This is a genomic window from Shewanella phaeophyticola, from assembly GCF_025398315.1.
Classification (GTDB): domain Bacteria; phylum Pseudomonadota; class Gammaproteobacteria; order Enterobacterales; family Shewanellaceae; genus Shewanella; species Shewanella phaeophyticola.
In genome coordinates this window covers 2,031,106-2,046,783 of sequence record NZ_JAODOQ010000001.1, presented here as the reverse complement: position 1 = coordinate 2,046,783, position 15,678 = coordinate 2,031,106, and the positions used below count along the sequence as shown (strand labels likewise).

At 41.4% G+C, this 15,678-nt stretch carries 12 protein-coding genes and 3 pseudogenes; 7 read left to right on the top strand and 8 right to left on the bottom strand.

The features are described from left to right. Positions 1–78 precede the first annotated feature (78 nt). From N4T56_RS09545 to N4T56_RS09530, 4 genes are all read left to right on the top strand, one after another. Entirely contained in the window at positions 79–738 is a 660-nt protein-coding gene (locus tag N4T56_RS09545) for a response regulator transcription factor (RefSeq protein WP_261733072.1), read from the top strand. A gap of 98 nt (positions 739–836) precedes the next feature. Beyond that, the gene (locus tag N4T56_RS09540; RefSeq protein WP_261733071.1) at positions 837–1,961 is read left to right on the top strand and encodes a M14 family metallopeptidase; all 1,125 of its coding nucleotides are present in this window, start codon (positions 837–839) and stop codon (positions 1,959–1,961) included. Positions 1,962–1,992: 31 nt separating this feature from the next. Further along, the gene (locus N4T56_RS09535; protein ID WP_261733070.1) at positions 1,993–2,310 is read left to right on the top strand and encodes a zinc ribbon domain-containing protein; all 318 of its coding nucleotides are present in this window, start codon (positions 1,993–1,995) and stop codon (positions 2,308–2,310) included. Further along, a complete protein-coding gene (locus N4T56_RS09530; protein ID WP_261733069.1) occupies positions 2,307–2,588 on the top strand; it encodes a YeaC family protein in 282 nt (93 codons plus the stop codon). Before N4T56_RS09535 ends, N4T56_RS09530 begins: the two co-directional genes overlap by 4 nt. 88 nt (positions 2,589–2,676) lie before the next feature. Here N4T56_RS09530 and ansA read toward each other — a convergent pair whose 3' ends face one another. Together ansA and sppA are read right to left on the bottom strand one after the other, a co-directional pair. Next, positions 2,677–3,690, bottom strand: a complete 1,014-nt coding sequence (gene ansA / locus N4T56_RS09525; protein WP_261733068.1) for an asparaginase — start codon at positions 3,688–3,690, stop codon at positions 2,677–2,679. A 167-nt stretch (positions 3,691–3,857) separates the two neighbouring features. After that, positions 3,858–5,702 carry a signal peptide peptidase SppA gene (gene sppA / locus N4T56_RS09520; RefSeq protein ID WP_261733067.1) on the bottom strand — a complete coding sequence of 615 codons (1,845 nt, stop codon included), beginning with the start codon at positions 5,700–5,702 and terminating at the stop codon, positions 3,858–3,860. Positions 5,703–5,865: 163 nt separating this feature from the next. Here sppA and N4T56_RS09515 point away from each other — a divergent pair. Continuing rightward, a pseudogene (locus tag N4T56_RS09515) lies at positions 5,866–7,881 on the top strand (oxidoreductase). Between the two features lie 355 nt (positions 7,882–8,236). On the opposite strand, the gene yghU reads toward N4T56_RS09515, so the two are convergent. Next, a complete protein-coding gene (gene yghU, locus N4T56_RS09510; RefSeq protein ID WP_261733066.1) occupies positions 8,237–9,088 on the bottom strand; it encodes a glutathione-dependent disulfide-bond oxidoreductase in 852 nt (283 codons plus the stop codon). Positions 9,089–9,213: 125 nt separating this feature from the next. After that, positions 9,214–9,888 carry a haloacid dehalogenase type II gene (locus N4T56_RS09505; protein WP_261733065.1) on the bottom strand — a complete coding sequence of 225 codons (675 nt, stop codon included), beginning with the start codon at positions 9,886–9,888 and terminating at the stop codon, positions 9,214–9,216. Between the two features lie 236 nt (positions 9,889–10,124). Here N4T56_RS09505 and N4T56_RS09500 point away from each other — a divergent pair, with 236 nt between their 5' ends. Both N4T56_RS09500 and N4T56_RS09495 read left to right on the top strand, forming a co-directional pair. After that, on the top strand, positions 10,125–10,439 hold the full coding sequence (locus N4T56_RS09500; protein WP_261733064.1) for a zinc-ribbon domain-containing protein: 315 nt from the start codon (positions 10,125–10,127) through the stop codon (positions 10,437–10,439). Further along, the gene (locus tag N4T56_RS09495; RefSeq protein WP_261733063.1) at positions 10,436–11,104 is read left to right on the top strand and encodes an SDR family oxidoreductase; all 669 of its coding nucleotides are present in this window, start codon (positions 10,436–10,438) and stop codon (positions 11,102–11,104) included. Before N4T56_RS09500 ends, N4T56_RS09495 begins: the two co-directional genes overlap by 4 nt. 87 nt (positions 11,105–11,191) lie before the next feature. Here N4T56_RS09495 and N4T56_RS09490 read toward each other — a convergent pair whose 3' ends face one another. The 4 genes and pseudogenes from N4T56_RS09490 to betA all read right to left on the bottom strand — a co-directional run bounded on the left by N4T56_RS09490 (position 11,192) and on the right by betA (position 15,665). After that, positions 11,192–11,674: a MarR family winged helix-turn-helix transcriptional regulator gene (locus N4T56_RS09490; RefSeq protein ID WP_261734787.1), complete on the bottom strand. Its 483-nt coding sequence runs from the start codon at positions 11,672–11,674 to the stop codon at positions 11,192–11,194. A gap of 141 nt (positions 11,675–11,815) precedes the next feature. Continuing rightward, complete coding sequence (locus N4T56_RS09485; RefSeq protein WP_261733062.1) at positions 11,816–12,523, bottom strand: TorF family putative porin; 708 nt, start codon at positions 12,521–12,523, stop codon at positions 11,816–11,818. A 26-nt stretch (positions 12,524–12,549) separates the two neighbouring features. Next, positions 12,550–13,766, bottom strand: a pseudogene (locus N4T56_RS09480) (BCCT family transporter). 214 nt (positions 13,767–13,980) lie between these two features. Continuing rightward, positions 13,981–15,665: pseudogene (gene betA / locus N4T56_RS09475) on the bottom strand (choline dehydrogenase). Between the last annotated feature and the right edge of the window lie 13 nt (positions 15,666–15,678).

Here is a 15,678-nt window from a genome sequence, read left to right as displayed (position 1 = left end):
AATGTGATGTTGCTACATGGTTAGTTGTTATCTCTTGTGATAATCTAAATAGAAATCGTTATCATTAAGTGGTTTGCAATGAAACATATTCTATTAATTGATCTACATTCTGCGTCTCATGAGTTATTTTATCAACTTACAGCGCAAGGGTACTACGTCCATCAAGTAAATAATGCCTTTGATGCGTTGATCAAAATGGAAACCTTGACCTTAGAAGCCATTTTATTGGACTTTTCCGTACCGAAAATGGATTCATTTTGGTTGTTAGTCGCGAGACAAGCGCCGACGCCAATAATCGTTATTGCCGATGCCAATAATGAGTTAGAGCGAATTAATGCGCTCGAGTTGGGTGCTGATGACTACCTAAGTCAACCCGTTAACGTACGTGAATTACAATTACGCCTTAATATTCTCAAACGCCGAACTCAAATGCCGCTCAATGATATTACCGAGCAAAAAATACATTTTGATGATGTTAATTACACTGTCTATCTCGAAGATAAACCATTAACACTTACCCAAACTGAATATCGCCTGTTTAAATATTTATATGAACGCCAAGGTGCTGTAGTGACAAAAGCGGAATTACAACAACGTGTTTTACATAAAAAACTTGGACAATTTGATCGTAATTTAGACATGCACATCAGTAATACTCGACGTAAATTAGCTAAAGGCAATTTACCGCGTGATTTAATCAATACCGTCAGAGGACAAGGCTACAGCTTTAGCTTTTAAAGGTTCACACTATTAGCCGCATTTGATAAGCTATGGCGCATAAAATAAGGCATATACATGTCGAAATATAAGCGCAAGCAAATTAAAGGAACGCCCTAATGCGGATCAGTGCAAACTTTGACGGTGGCAATATTAACGTCATCAATATCGACAAACACGATGACATTCAACTCGCTATTCGTCCTGATTTTGGTGATGAATTTTACCAGTGGTTCAATTTCCGTTTAGAAGGTGAGGTCGGTCAGACCTACACCATGAATATTCTTAATGCCGGCAGCGCATCTTATCCTGCAGGATGGGAAGACTATCAAGCGGTGGCCAGTTATGACCGTGCAACATGGTTTAGACTGCCAACGCAATATGAAAATGGTGTCTTAACGATTCAAGTTGAATTAGATTGTGAAGCTATTCAAATTGCTTACTTTGCTCCATACAGTTACGAACGTCATTTAGATCTTATCAGCGAAGTACAGCTACACCCAGCAGTCAGCTTGGAGCATTTAGGCTTAACTTTGGATGGCCGTGATATGAGTTTACTGAAAATCGGTGATGGCAATCCTGACAAGAAAAACATTTGGATCACAGCACGCCAACATCCAGGCGAAACCATGGCTGAATGGTTAGTCGAAGGCTTACTTAATCGTTTACTCGATGGTGATTGCCCAACATCTAAAGCGCTGTTAGACAAAGCAAATTTTTATGTTGTACCTAACATGAACCCAGATGGAAGTGCACGTGGCCACTTACGTACTAATGCCGTGGGCACCAACTTGAACCGTGAATGGCAAACTCCAAGTCTAGAAAAAAGCCCAGAAGTTTACTACGTAGTGAACAAAATGCACCAAACCGGCGTAGATCTATTTTACGATGTTCACGGTGATGAAGGTTTACCTTATGTGTTTTTAGCAGGATGCGAAGGGGTACCAAACTACACTGATAAAATGGCCGCGTTACAACAACAATTTGTGAGCGCCTTAACCATTGCCAGTGCAGACTTCCAAACAGAGTTTGGCTATGACAAAGACGAGCCTGGTAAAGCAAATTTAACCGTGGGTTCTAACTGGGTTGCAAATACTTTCTCGTGCTTATCAAATACATTAGAAATGCCATTTAAAGATAATGCTAACCTGGCTGACCCATTTGTAGGTTGGTCTCCTGAGCGCAGCATTTATTTAGGCGAAGCGTCGTTAGTGGCCATGTTGGCCGTTGTCGACAGCTTGTAATCATTCAGTTGATATAACAGGTAAAATCATCATGGCGTTAATTGCATGCCCTAAATGTCAAAAGCGTATTTCTAGCCAAGCTAAGCAATGCCCACATTGCAAAACAGACTTGACCGGAAACACCGAATCATTGTCTATTATTAGCCACATTGAGCGCTCAAACAGTTTAATGAATCAGAGCTTTATCTATTTAACCTTGTTTATTGCAGGCGTTGTGGTGTGGTTTTGGGGCGGCGAGCCAGCTCAAGGTTTAACGTCCTATATAGCCATTGCAAGTTTTGTTGCAGGGTTTACAGGGTACTTGATTACTCGAGTCAGAATTGTGTTACATAAACGGAAGTCAGTATGAACGATATCAATAAAGTCATCGATGAAATGCCACAAGAAGTGTATCAGCGTTTATTGTCGGCCACAGAACTCGGTAAATGGGATGACGGTACAGTGCTAACTGAGCAACAGCGTGAATCAACCTTACAAGTGGTCATGCTGTATCAAGCGAGAAAGCTAAATCAAACTGGGCACTTTACCATTGCCGCAGGCGGCAACATTAACGAATTGTCTAAGACTGAATTAAAAAAACAATTTAAAGGCGAAGCGATTGCTGAGTTTAAAGAAGCAGACTTGTAAATTGTATGAATTTTTTTAATCAAAAAGCGCGAACCATTTGGTTCGCGCTTTTATTTGTTAAGTATTTATAAATCAGCGTCTTAACTTATCACCCCTCGGTAAGTTCACCTTCTAAGTTTTGCTGCATACGTTGCTTTATTTGATTTGGTGTTAAACCAATTGATAGCAAATAATGCAATTTAGCTAATGCTGCTTCAATGGTCATGTCTGAACCGCTGATCACTCCAGCTTGCGCTAACGCATTACCGGTAGCATAGCCTCCCATATTCACTTTACCTTGAAAACATTGGGTTAAGTTAACCAATACAATTCCGCGCTCATCAGCTTGTTTTAACGTGTCTAATAAGTTTTTATCTTGTGGAGCATTCCCCACACCAAAGGTCAGCATGATCAAGGCCTTTACGGGCTGTTGCAAAATATTCATAAAAATTTCAGTAGAAATACCAGGGTATAAGGTCACCACACCAACAGGTTGTGGGCTAATGGTGACCACTTCTAAAGGTTGTTCCGTCGGCACTGTAATCTTGCCTGCTTTGACATTAATCTTAATTCCAGCTTCTAATAATATCGGAAAGTTAGGCGAGGCAAATGCATCAAAACCATCAGCATGTGCTTTCGTTGAGCGGTTACCACGGAACAATTTATTATTAAAAAACAAGCATACTTCAGCTACAGGATAGTTAGCAGCAATGTATAACGAATTGAGTAAATTGGTTTGCCCGTCAGAGCGTAATTGCGCTAGTGGAATTTGCGACCCTGTGACAATAACTGGTTTAGATAACCCTTGTAGCATAAATGATAAGGCCGATGCGGTATAAGCCATAGTGTCAGTACCATGCAAAATCACAAAGCCATCGTATTTGTCATAATTAGCATGTATATCATTAGCAATCATTTGCCAGTCTGTAGGGGCCATGTTCGATGAGTCAATCAGTGGGCTATACTCATGGATGACAAATGATGGCATTTCGTCATGGTAAAATTCAGGCATAGATTGAACACAATCAGTTAAAAAACCTGCGACAGGCACAAAGCCATTAGCTGTCTTTTGCATACCGATAGTACCGCCAGTATACGCTACATAGATTGAACGTTTTGTCATGAAGAGTGTACTCGAAAGGGTCTGTAAATGAAGATAATTCAAATTATACGAGTTTATTTGCAGATCCCCAATAAAAAAGCCTGCTAAGCAGGCCTTTTTTGAATAATCTTCATATTAGTAAAAATATGAATTTTTAACAGTGAGACATTGTCGTGTCAACGCATCGATTAATAACTGCAACCTTCACAATATAGGTAAGCATTATTAGGGTCGTCAAATTTTGAAAATTCCTCATAAACGCTCGCCCATTGCTGAACCATCTTCTCAACGACAGTGCTTTGGCTAAAGCTGCTTGGCATATAAGACGCAGTAGCATTAAAGATTTCTTGCATCAGTTGTTGTTCTGCACTGAGTTCTTGCTCAATCAACTTAACATCATACTTATCCATGTTAGCCAGCTCTGCCGCTTTAGTCAGTGCAACGTCCATATCACCGAGTTCATCAACTAGACCTAAGGTGAGGGCGCGTTTACCGATCCATACACGGCCTTGGGCAATATTATCAACTTGCTCAAGGGTCATATGACGTTCTTTTGCCACTAACGAAATAAACTCATGATACCCACGTTCAATATGACGCTGAATAACGGCTGCTACTTGCGGACTAAGTTCACGCGCTGGCGATAATCCTGCCCAGTCAGATGTCGCCACGCCATCAGATGTCACACCAATATGTGTCAATGCTTGTTCAAACGTGGCAAACATACCAAAAATACCGATAGAGCCGGTTAACGTTGTTGGCGTCGCAACAATGTAATCTGCGCTAGCTGAGATCCAATAGCCTCCAGATGCCGCTAAACTGCCCATGCTCACTACAACCGGTTTACCAGCCGCTTTTAATGCTAATACTTCTTGGCGAATTTGTTCTGATGCAAATGCACTTCCGCCAGGGCTGTCAACACGTAACACGACCGCTTTAACAACAGGGTCAAAGCGTGCTTTCATTAATAAATCAGAGGTACTTTCGCCGCCAATCTGACCCGCTGGCTGCTTACCGTTTAAAATATTACCCTTGGCCACAATCACTGCAACGGAGTCATTTTCAACAAAGTTAGGTAGAGGTGCGGTGACACTGCGATAGTCGTTAAAGCTAATTTGTCTAAAGGTTTTGCCTTCTTTGTCGCTACCAACACGTTCCATCATGGCTAAACGAAATGCATCAGCAGTGACTAACTCATCAACCCATTTCATATTAATAGCCATTTGAGCGCTATCACCATCAGCTTGTTCAAGCTGTTCCAAATAAGCATCTGTGCTCAATACTAATTGGTCGGGTGATATCTGGCGGTTACTGGCCACTATGGTTGAATAACTCTGCCATATGTCGCCGAGTAGCACTTTACTGGCTTCTTTGTCTGCTTGAGACATATCATCACGAATAAAAGGCTCTACTGCAGACTTAAAGGTACCAACACGGAAAACATGTGTGGTGATTTTGAGTTTTTCTAAGGCGGCTTTGTAATAAAGGCGATAACGACTTAGGCCATCGAGTGACACCATACCTTTATTGTTAAGGTAAATTTTGTCAGCAAAGCTGGCTAAAAAATATTGGTTTTGATCATAACCATTGGCCATGGCTACAACTGATTTATTGGCGGCTTTAAATTGGGTTAATGCTTCGCCAATTGCTGTCATTTTACTTATCCCTGCACTTTGCAGGTTGGCTAAGTCTAATACTATGGTGGTGATGCGCTCATCTTCAGTGGCATTATTAATGCTGTAAAGCACGTCAGATAATAAGATTTCACCATTGGGATCGTTTTCTTGGCCTTGGGTCAATGCTGCTTCGAAAGGATTCACGTAATGTTTTTGGTCAACAATGCTACCAGAGAGGTTTAGTACTAATGCTGATTGGTCTTCGACGATGATTTCGTCACCACTGTTCAGTAGCACCACACCGATGATGGCGAGGATACCAAAAAAAATGAAGTTAATAATAAGCTTGCGAATAGTGTTTACCGTGTTCCACAACAGTAAAAACATCCTTTTTAAAAACGAGGGTTTAGCGGACATTAGCCACTCCTTTATCAGTCTAATATAGTCATCCTAACTGAAAATCAATTTAAATGTGAAATTGAATTGTAAAGGTTTTTAACAAACGAGCGTTTAAATGATTGAGCAAACGGTAATGTCGTTGTATGCTGGTTTAAATCACTTGTTTAAAAAGGATGTTTGAATGTCGTTTCCACACTTATTAGAACCTTTAGATCTAGGCTTTACACAGCTGAAAAATCGCGTGTTAATGGGCTCAATGCACACAGGCTTAGAAGAAGAAAAAGGCGGATTTGAGAAACTGGCAGCGTTTTATAAAGAGCGCGCTCAAGGCGGGGTTGGCTTAATTGTCACCGGTGGTATCGCCCCCAATTTACGCGGCCGCTTAGCGCCTAATGCTTGTCAACTGAGTTTTTCATGGCAAGTGGGTAAGCATAAAATTGTTACCGATGCTGTGCATGAAGCGGGCGGTAAAATTTGTATGCAAATTTTACATGCGGCCGTTACAGCTACCATCCATTTAGTTTAGCGCCGAGCAAAATTAAATCTCCTATTACGCCTTTTACACCATCAGCCATGTCTGGCCGTCAAGTACGTAGCACCATTAAAGACTATGCCACCAGTGCTGTATTAGCGAAAAAAGCGGGTTATGACGGTGTTGAAGTCATGGGCTCAGAAGGCTACTTAATTAACCAATTTATCAGCTCTCGCACCAACAAACGCACCGATGAATGGGGCGGTAAGTTTGAAAATCGTGCTCAATTTCCGGTAAAAATTGTTGAAGCCATTCGTGAAAAGGTCGGTAAGGATTTTATCATTGTGTTCCGTTTGTCGATGCTCGATTTAGTCGATAACGGCTCAACATGGGACGAAGTGGTTAAGTTAGCTAAATGGTTAGAACAAGCAGGTGTTAGCATAATTAACACAGGTATTGGTTGGCATGAAGCGCGTGTACCCACTATTGCGACCAGCGTTCCGCGCGGTGCATTTGCATGGGTAACTGAAAAGCTTAAAAAAGAAGTCAAAGTGCCACTAATTGCCACCAATCGGATTAATACGCCTGAAATTGGCGAGTCGATTATTGCTTCTGGTCAGGCTGATATGGTGTCAATGGCACGTCCATTCTTAGCCGATGCAGATTTTGTTAATAAAGCCGCTGCTAATACGCCCGAACTTATTAACACCTGTATTGGCTGTAACCAAGCCTGTTTAGACCATACCTTCTCAATGAAACGGGCAACGTGCTTAGTCAATCCTCGTGCCTGTTACGAAACTGAAATTAACTTCATACCAACGACCAATAAAAAACGTATAGCAGTAATGGGCGCTTACCTCTGCGGGTATGGCATTCTCCGTGTATGCGGCCTCTCGTGGTCATGAAGTGGTATTGTTTGAAGCCAAATCTGAAGTTGGCGGCCAATTTAATCTGGCACGAAAAATTCCAGGTAAAGAAGAATTTAACGAAACGATTCGTTATTTTATTAACCAGATTAAGCTACATAACATCGATTTACGCTTAAATACCAAACTGGATGCGTCGGTACTTGCAACTGAAAAATTTGATGAAGTGGTTATTTCATCGGGTGTAGTACCCCGCGAACTGACACTTCCAGGTTTTGATAATCCTAAAGTGGTTGATTATCAACAAGTGCTTAATGGTCAGGTTGAAATTGGTCAAACCGTTGCACTTATTGGTGCGGGTGGTATTGGTTTTGATATTGCGCACTTCTTATGTGAACGTGAGTCAACCAGTTTACAAACCGACAAATGGTTAGCGCAGTGGGGCATTGATAAAACGTATCAACATGCTGGCGGCTTAACGGAAGAAGGTGAACACCATCCTGGTCGCGATGTGTATTTACTGCAACGTAAAACCACTAAAATGGGTAAAGGTTTGGGTAAAACCACCGGCTGGATCCACCGTAGCGTGCTAAAGCAGCATGAAGTCAAAATGAAAACCGGTGTAAGTTACGAGAAGTTTGATGAGCAAGGCTTACACATTAAAGTGGGTGAGCAAGCTGAAGTACTTGCAGTTGATAATGTTGTCTTGTGTGCTGGACAAGAGTCGAACACCACACTGGTTGACGAAATGAAAGCCACAGGATTGCCTGTGCATCTTATTGGCGGTGTTGATGTTGCCGCTGAACTTGATGCTAAACGTGCTATTCGTCAAGGTGCCGAATTGGCCATGGTGATTTAAGCCAAGTTAAGCCGTTAACCAACAAAAAACCTAGCAATGATTGCTAGGGTCTGTTGATCTTTCAAGGTTATTTTTGCAGCGAATTATTGGCCATTTTTACAAGGCAGAGACTTTGAGGTGTAGTTATTCTACATAAAAAGTCGATAACGCAGTAAAAGTGGCCAACAAACGCTGCCCGAAGGGTTCGGCTAAAAACGTTTTACTCTTTGTTAAATGGATTTTGCTTAGATTGCTAGGCATCAATCCATTCGCCTCGATTAAAACGTTTTTAACTCGAACAAAATTCAACCCGCAAAGATCAACAGACCCTAGGTTTTTTTATTGGTTTGAAAATACCAGTCGTATTTAGTACAGGCTATTTTTCACTGTTAAGAGCAGCATCAATGTCTGCGGCACTGTGACGTTCAACTAAATTCACATCACCCCATGATGTATTAACAATTTTGCCACGCTGTACACCAGGGCGTTGTAATACAAGTTTTGCCCAACGCATAACATTTTTATAACTGGCAACATCTAAAAACTCTGCTGCGCTGTATAAGTTGCCTAACACTAAGTTGCCATACCAAGGCCAAATAGCCATATCAGCTACGGTAAATTCTTCACCGGCAATAAAGGTGTTGTTGGCGAGTTGTTTGTCTAGTACATCTAACTGACGCTTAGCTTCCATCGAAAAACGGTTAATCGGGTATTCTTGCTTTTCATCGGCATAAGCATAAAAGTGGCCAAATCCGCCGCCAAGAAACGGCGCAGAACCTTGTGCCCAAAATAACCAGTTAAAGGTTTGCGTGCGTGCAGAATCTGAGTGGGGTAGGAAGTGGCCAAATTTTTCGGCCAAATGCACAAGGATAGACGCTGACTCAAATACATTAACGGCTTCATTACCTGAATTATCGACTAGGGCTGGGATTTTCGAGTTAGGGTTAACCGCAACAAAACCTGATGAGAATTGATCAAGCTCGCTAATGTTGATTAAATATGCATCGTATTCAGCTTCTTTGATCCCAAGAGCCAATAGCTCTTCAAGCATAATAGTCACTTTTTGCCCATTAGGCGTACCAAGTGAATACAACTGTAAAGCATGCTCACCAACCGGCAGTGCTCTGTCGAACCGCGCGCCAGAAACGGGGCTGTTTATGTTAGCCCATTTGTTGGCACTGCTTGGTTCGTTTACCCACACTTTAGGTGGGACATATTGGTTACTCATAAAAACTCCTAATACTTGGTCAGTGAGTGTCGAAAGTCATTGCTGCTTTTTTGGAGATAAGTTATTGCGTTTAATTAAAATATTATTGTCATAGTTAAGTTGCTAATAAGATTTTATTCATTCAGCTATTTTCGATTGAGTTCGATAGCTAATTCACATAAATCACTCACAATTAAATCCGGTTGTATTTCCCATGGGTCAAATATTTTAGTGGGGCTTCGTTTTACCCAAACGGCTTGTAAGCCAGCCGATTTTGCCCCAATAACGTCCCAGGGATTACTTGATACCATCATGCACGAGTTCATATTTGCGTGCATTCGTCTCATTAAATATTGATAAACGTCAGGGTTGGGTTTGTAAGTCTGCAAATCATCAACACTAATCACGTGATGTAAGTGCGGTAACACTTGAGCATTGCTCAACAGTTTTCGAACTGAGGCTTCAGAGCCATTAGAAAATGCTGCCAGTTTATGCCCTTGTTTTGCCAATGCCATGAGTCCTGGTATCACATCATCAAAAGCACTTAACTCGGCAAACTTTGCCATTAATTGTTGCTGTTCTGTAGATGATAAGGATAGCTGATATACATTTAAACAATATTGTAGCGCCTGTTGAGTGCAAACCGTAAAGTCAGCATATTGTTGCATTAATCCACGTCTAAAGGCATATTCTACTTTTTTATCGTGCCATAACTGGCCAAATTCTGATGCTTTGTCGCCAATAAGATTTTCAAGATGTAGCCCCATATCAACAGGGTCGACTAACGTGCCATACACATCAAAACCAATCGAATAGTTCATAGGCTCTTCCATTCCTGCATACCCCAAATGTCTATTTACTGTAGACATTCTTTTTGGATCTGTATATCAATGGCCAGACTATAAACCAACTATATCAAGTGTTCAATATAATATTGAACAAGTATTCAAATTAGGTTTGAAGATTGTTAATATGATGAATTTAACGGCATTGTAACTTTATCAGACAGTTAGGTCGCGCTATCATATTGCCAAAGAGTGAATCAAGGTGAATATGAATGGAATGTCCTAACTGCAAAAGTCAATTTGCAAGACGCGCACTAAAAGTGGTTCGTAAAGGTCAACATGGCGTTGAAGCCCAATGCCCTAAATGCGATACCTGGCTGATGTTTGAGCCTAAAATGATGCTAGTAAAAAATATCGGAATGCTGATGTTGCTCGTATTCAGTGTGACTAATTTTTTTCTTGAAAACAGTGATTACCGGTTAATGTGTTCATTTGCCGCTTTTGCAGGTGCCTGTATTGCGCTGTTCGGTGTATTTAAAGGCAAAATGATTGTAGCCGATACAACTGATAATAAGGATTTAACATGAAAACGATTGTGATTACCGGGGCAAACCGAGGCATCGGCCTAGCGTTTGCGACATTATACGCACAGCAAAACCATGTTGTTTATGCGCTTTGTCGACAATCATCGGTAGAACTCGCCGCCTTAGGCAATAATGTTAACGTGATTGAAGGCGTTGACGTGGCTGAAAACTCAGGTATAGAAACCATGCAACACAGTTTACATGGGGTACAAATTGACCTGTTAATTTGTAATGCCGGTATTTTACGTGACGAAAAATTAGGACACCTAAACCTCGATACCATACGTCAGCAATTTGAGATTAATGCGTTAGCGCCTTTGCATGTTGTGGCCACGTTGCAAGCCAATTTAGTTAATGGAGCCAAAGTGGCGATGATTACCTCACGCATGGGGTCAATCACCGACAATACATCAGGTGGCCGTTATGGTTATCGCATGTCAAAAGCAGCGTTAAATGCAGCGTCAATGTCATTAGCTCATGATTTAGCCCCAAGAGAGATTGCCGTGGGCATTTATCATCCAGGTTATGTACAAACTGAGATGGTGAATCACGGTGGTGATATTTCTGCCACTGAGTCAGCTTCTCGATTGATTGGCCTCATTGACGAGTTAACCCTGGCAAGCTCTGGTGTATTTAAACACTCTAATGGTCATGAACTGCCTTGGTAACATGAATATAAATCAGACATAAAAAAACGCGAGCTCATGCTCGCGTTTGTGTCTCTGGCTGAATGCTTAACAATAAAGTAGGGCTGTTTACTGCGGCACTTCTGGCTGGATTTGGCCAACTAATAATACGGGGGCGGCGTCTATTTCATCTGCATCCATCATTGAGGCGATGCGTTCTACTGCTGATAAAAGTTGGCTTTGCTCCCACTCTTCAAGATTTTGATAATGCTTAATAAAATGCTCTTGAAGAGGTTTAGGTGATCCACTGAGTAGCTCTTCACCGGCCTCGCTTAACGACAAATGTACTTTGCGTTTATCGGTTTCACTGCGAGTACGGATCACTAGATTACGGCTTTCTAAGCGATCAATAATGGTGGTGACAGTGGCTGCGCTTAAATTAATTTCTTGAGCAATCTGCTTGGCTAACGGCGCATCCAACTCATTGACTTTTTCATCACCATAAGCTGTGAGCTCAGTGAGACCAGACAGTTTGTTCAATTGACGAGAATGAATATCAATGGCTCTAATCACTCTGCGCAATGAAATTAATAGTTGTTCGTACTTTTCCATCATGTCCTCTTACCAATCACTTGGTTAGTCTGAGAATAATTAAGCCAGCACCTTAACAGAAATCGGCCTATTACTCATGCGCAAAATCAAAAAAGCAGAATAACTGCATGCAGCTATTCTGCTTTTGACGATTAGATCATATTATAGTGAGAATGTACGTGACACAGATAAAACTGCACGTGTGTCGCTTAAGTCGGTGTCCATGCTGGTGTCCTCAACGGCTACATTAAAGTCAAAGCCTTCCCAGCTGGTCATGTATTCTGCACGGTAATGGTTGTAAGACTTATCACCATCCCATGACCACTTGTTTTTATCGTTTGATGTTGAACGGTCAAAACTCACGCGGATGTCATGTCCTTCAGCAACACTGAAAGTATGGGCTACCATAGCAATGTAATGACCCGCATCTAGGCCAAAGTAATCCCATGAATACCAAAAATTTAACTCACTTTGACCTAACGAAGAGGTATAGCCAAATTTACTGTAAACTTCTGGATAGTAATAATCATCAGACGCATCATCACCATGGTAAGTGTAATAAGCGATACCGGCATCGAGTGACACTCGGTCGGTAAGCTCCATGTATTTACCCACATAAAAATCTAATTCAAGCCAAGTATCTTCGCCGTCACCAAAATCAACATTCGATGCCCATGCACCCATGTACCAACCACTGTCTAATGCATAATCAAGACTAGCTTGTAATGCAGGATCGTTGTCAGTTTGGCTCACACCGTTAAAAGTGTAATCAGATGTCGCATTAATTGTGGTACTTAATTCATCTGCCATTAATGTTGTCGGCAGTGCAAATAAGCTTAATAGCGCAAGTGTTTTTATTTTAGTGTTCATTTTCAATCCCTGTTTTGGTTATTGTATTAATCAAGTAGTTCGATTTTTGTAAAATCAATTTTGTTGGCTTTTGGCGAGCGCTCAATGTCTGCCACTTTCGATAAGTGACCTTTAAGAATATAAACAAAGCATCCTAAAATGAGCGTGATAGCTAATGCACCAACCCATTGAATGGCTAAGAAATCTAATTTGAATAATAACGTTAAGCCACTCAACACTACGATATTGCCAATGATGTAAGGTACTTTACCTAAACGCTCAACGGTCATGTTTAAGTTGTCTGTGTATAAGCGCACTAGTGAGTCTAATGAATTGATCACAAAGGTAATGCCGACAATCACCATCGCAAGATTATAGAACCCCGTGGTATCAATGCCATTTGCACTGTAGTAATAAAGTACAGTAAACCAAATCGCAATGGGTATAGACGGGAAAATCATCATCGCTAATAACACTTGGTAGGTTTTCATGCCGCCCACAAAACGTGAGGTAAATTGGCCAATCATGATGCTCCAGGCAAACCACCAGAATAGGTAAAACTCATGGTAATCATTCATCGGTAATACAAATTCGTGCATATTTGAAAAATAACCACCAATTAGCGCAAAGGTACTAAAGAACTCACCGACACTTGAATCGTCAGACAAAAATGCCCCAGACCACATAATGGCGATTAAGCCAAAGAATAACCAAGTACTGCCTAAACTTAAGTAGCGCACATATTTAATGCTGGTACTTGAATAAACTGCAGCGGCAATCACCATAAATACAATTAAGTAGAATGAGCTGACAATGGTTTCACCGTCGCCAAGGTTAGGTAAATACCAAGGTAAATTAGACAGTAATAAGTAAGCGGTAAACGCACAGGTACCAATAATGACGAGGTTATTGATAAATTTAATTAATGGAATTTCAAAGAACTTCACTCTTGGTTCTATCACACAAAAATAGAAACAGGTTAAAAAGTAGAAAGCCCAAATTAAACAGACCAAAAGCCAAACTCAATGGCAAGTGGATTAGTAAAACCGTATTCAGGACTAGCAGCCAAATCTGCATACCCAGCAAATTCCGTTAGCGGGAACATAATCAGTCCCACATCTAAACCAGAAGTAAATAAAATCGCGATAAAGGTAAATTTACGTACCGGTGTGACCCCGATACATTGCATATTACCCCAACGGTAAATTACAAAGGCGATGGCGGCAAAAGTAAATAAAATGCCTATTGATAACCAGGTCGTCATTACTTAGCTCCTGCTTTTATAGTGTTTGCAAACATAGTGTTAGCTCCTTGTTTTATGTTTTTATTTCGCCATAGAACAATTTTTAAAGACAATCACGCCCTCAAGCCTTAAATATCGCTGTCGATAGTTAAACCCTGATAGATTGAACTTGGCTTAAATTGGCCATTTACAAATATGTAGGTTGGCCAGTAACCCTTAAAACAGATGATATTAATTAACTCAACGCTCTCTTTGGTGCTTGTTGGCGTTGTTGTTGCTGCCAATCATTAGCGATAGTCACTTTGGCCAAGCTTGGTGCTAAAGGCTTGTTACCTAAAATGATGTCGGCGGCACGTTCAGCAACCATAATGGTGGGTGAATTTAAATTTCCATTGGGGATTGTTGGGAATATTGACGAGTCAACAACGCGTAATCCCTTAATACCATGGACTTTAGTTTCAGAATCCACTACCGCCATATCGTCTTCGCCCATTTTGCATGAACAAGAAGGGTGATAAGCGCTCTCAACCGCACTGCGCACAAAGGCATCAATTTGCTCGTCAGTTTGAACGGCTAAACCAGGTTGAATTTCTTCACCACGGTATTCATCTAATGCCGGTTGGTTAATAATTTCACGAGTGAGGCGTACACAAGCTCTAAAGCCTTCAATATCATCTTGATGTGATAAATAATTAAACTGAATTTGTGGTGCAACTTTGGCATCTTTTGATACCACCGTTACCGCACCACGGCTTTTAGGTTTGTTATGGCCAATGTGAATATGGAAACCATGGCCTGCAAAGGCTTCTTTACCGTCATAACGCATTGCGGCAGGCAAAAAGTGGTATTGCAGATCGGTGCCATTCAAGCCCAGGTTTTGAACGGATAAAACCACAAGACTCAAAGTGATTTGTGGCTCCTAAGCCCGATTTATTTAATATCCAACGGGTACCAATGAATAATTTATTCAATGGATCTAATTTGCCGTTGAGTGAAATTGGCTTTAAGCACTTAAATTGAAAGTAAAACTCCAGGTGGTGTCTGCAGGTTTTGACCCACGCCAGGTAAATGATGTATAGGCTCAATACCGGCATCTTCAAGGGTTTGCTTGTTGCCAATACCAGACAATTGCAAAATATGCGGCGAACCAATAGAGCCTGCAGACAACACAACCTCTTTATTGCACATTACATCTTCCATTTGGCCTTTACGCTCGTAACGTACACCTACAGCGGTTTTGCCTTGCATAATGACATTATGAACCAGCGCATGCGTTACAACAGTTAAGTTGTCACGCTTCATTGCTGGGCGTAAATATGCATTTGCGGTTGACCAGCGCACACCATTTTTAACGGTCATGTGCATTGGACCAAAGCCTTCTTGTTGGCTGGCGTTGTAGTCGTCGGTCGCTAAATATCCGGCATCAACCCCGGCATCAACAAAGGCTTGATACAATGGATTTTTCATCTCGTTACCGTTATTAACCCCTAACGACTCGTTATCACCACGGTAAACATTGCCACCAAATGACCATGTTTCTGCTTTTTTGAAATACGGCAAGCAATGGGCATAGTTCCAGTCTTTAGCGCCATGTTGTTGCCACTCGTCAAAATCACGCGCATGACCACGCACATAGACCATGCCGTTAATTGACGATGAACCGCCCAATACTTTACCGCGAGGGCAGTGCATACGGCGATTATCTAAATGTGGCTCTGCTTGGGTTTCAAACTGCCAGGCATACTTTTTAGTGTTCATCGGAATAGACAATGCAGTAGGCATTTGAATGAAAATGCTTTTATCGCTGCCACCGGTTTCTAAAATCAAGACGTTATTGTCTGGGTTTTCAGTTAAACGGTTGGCTAATACACAACCTGCGCTACCGGCACCGACAATAATATAATCATATTGATGAGACATACGTTGCGTCACT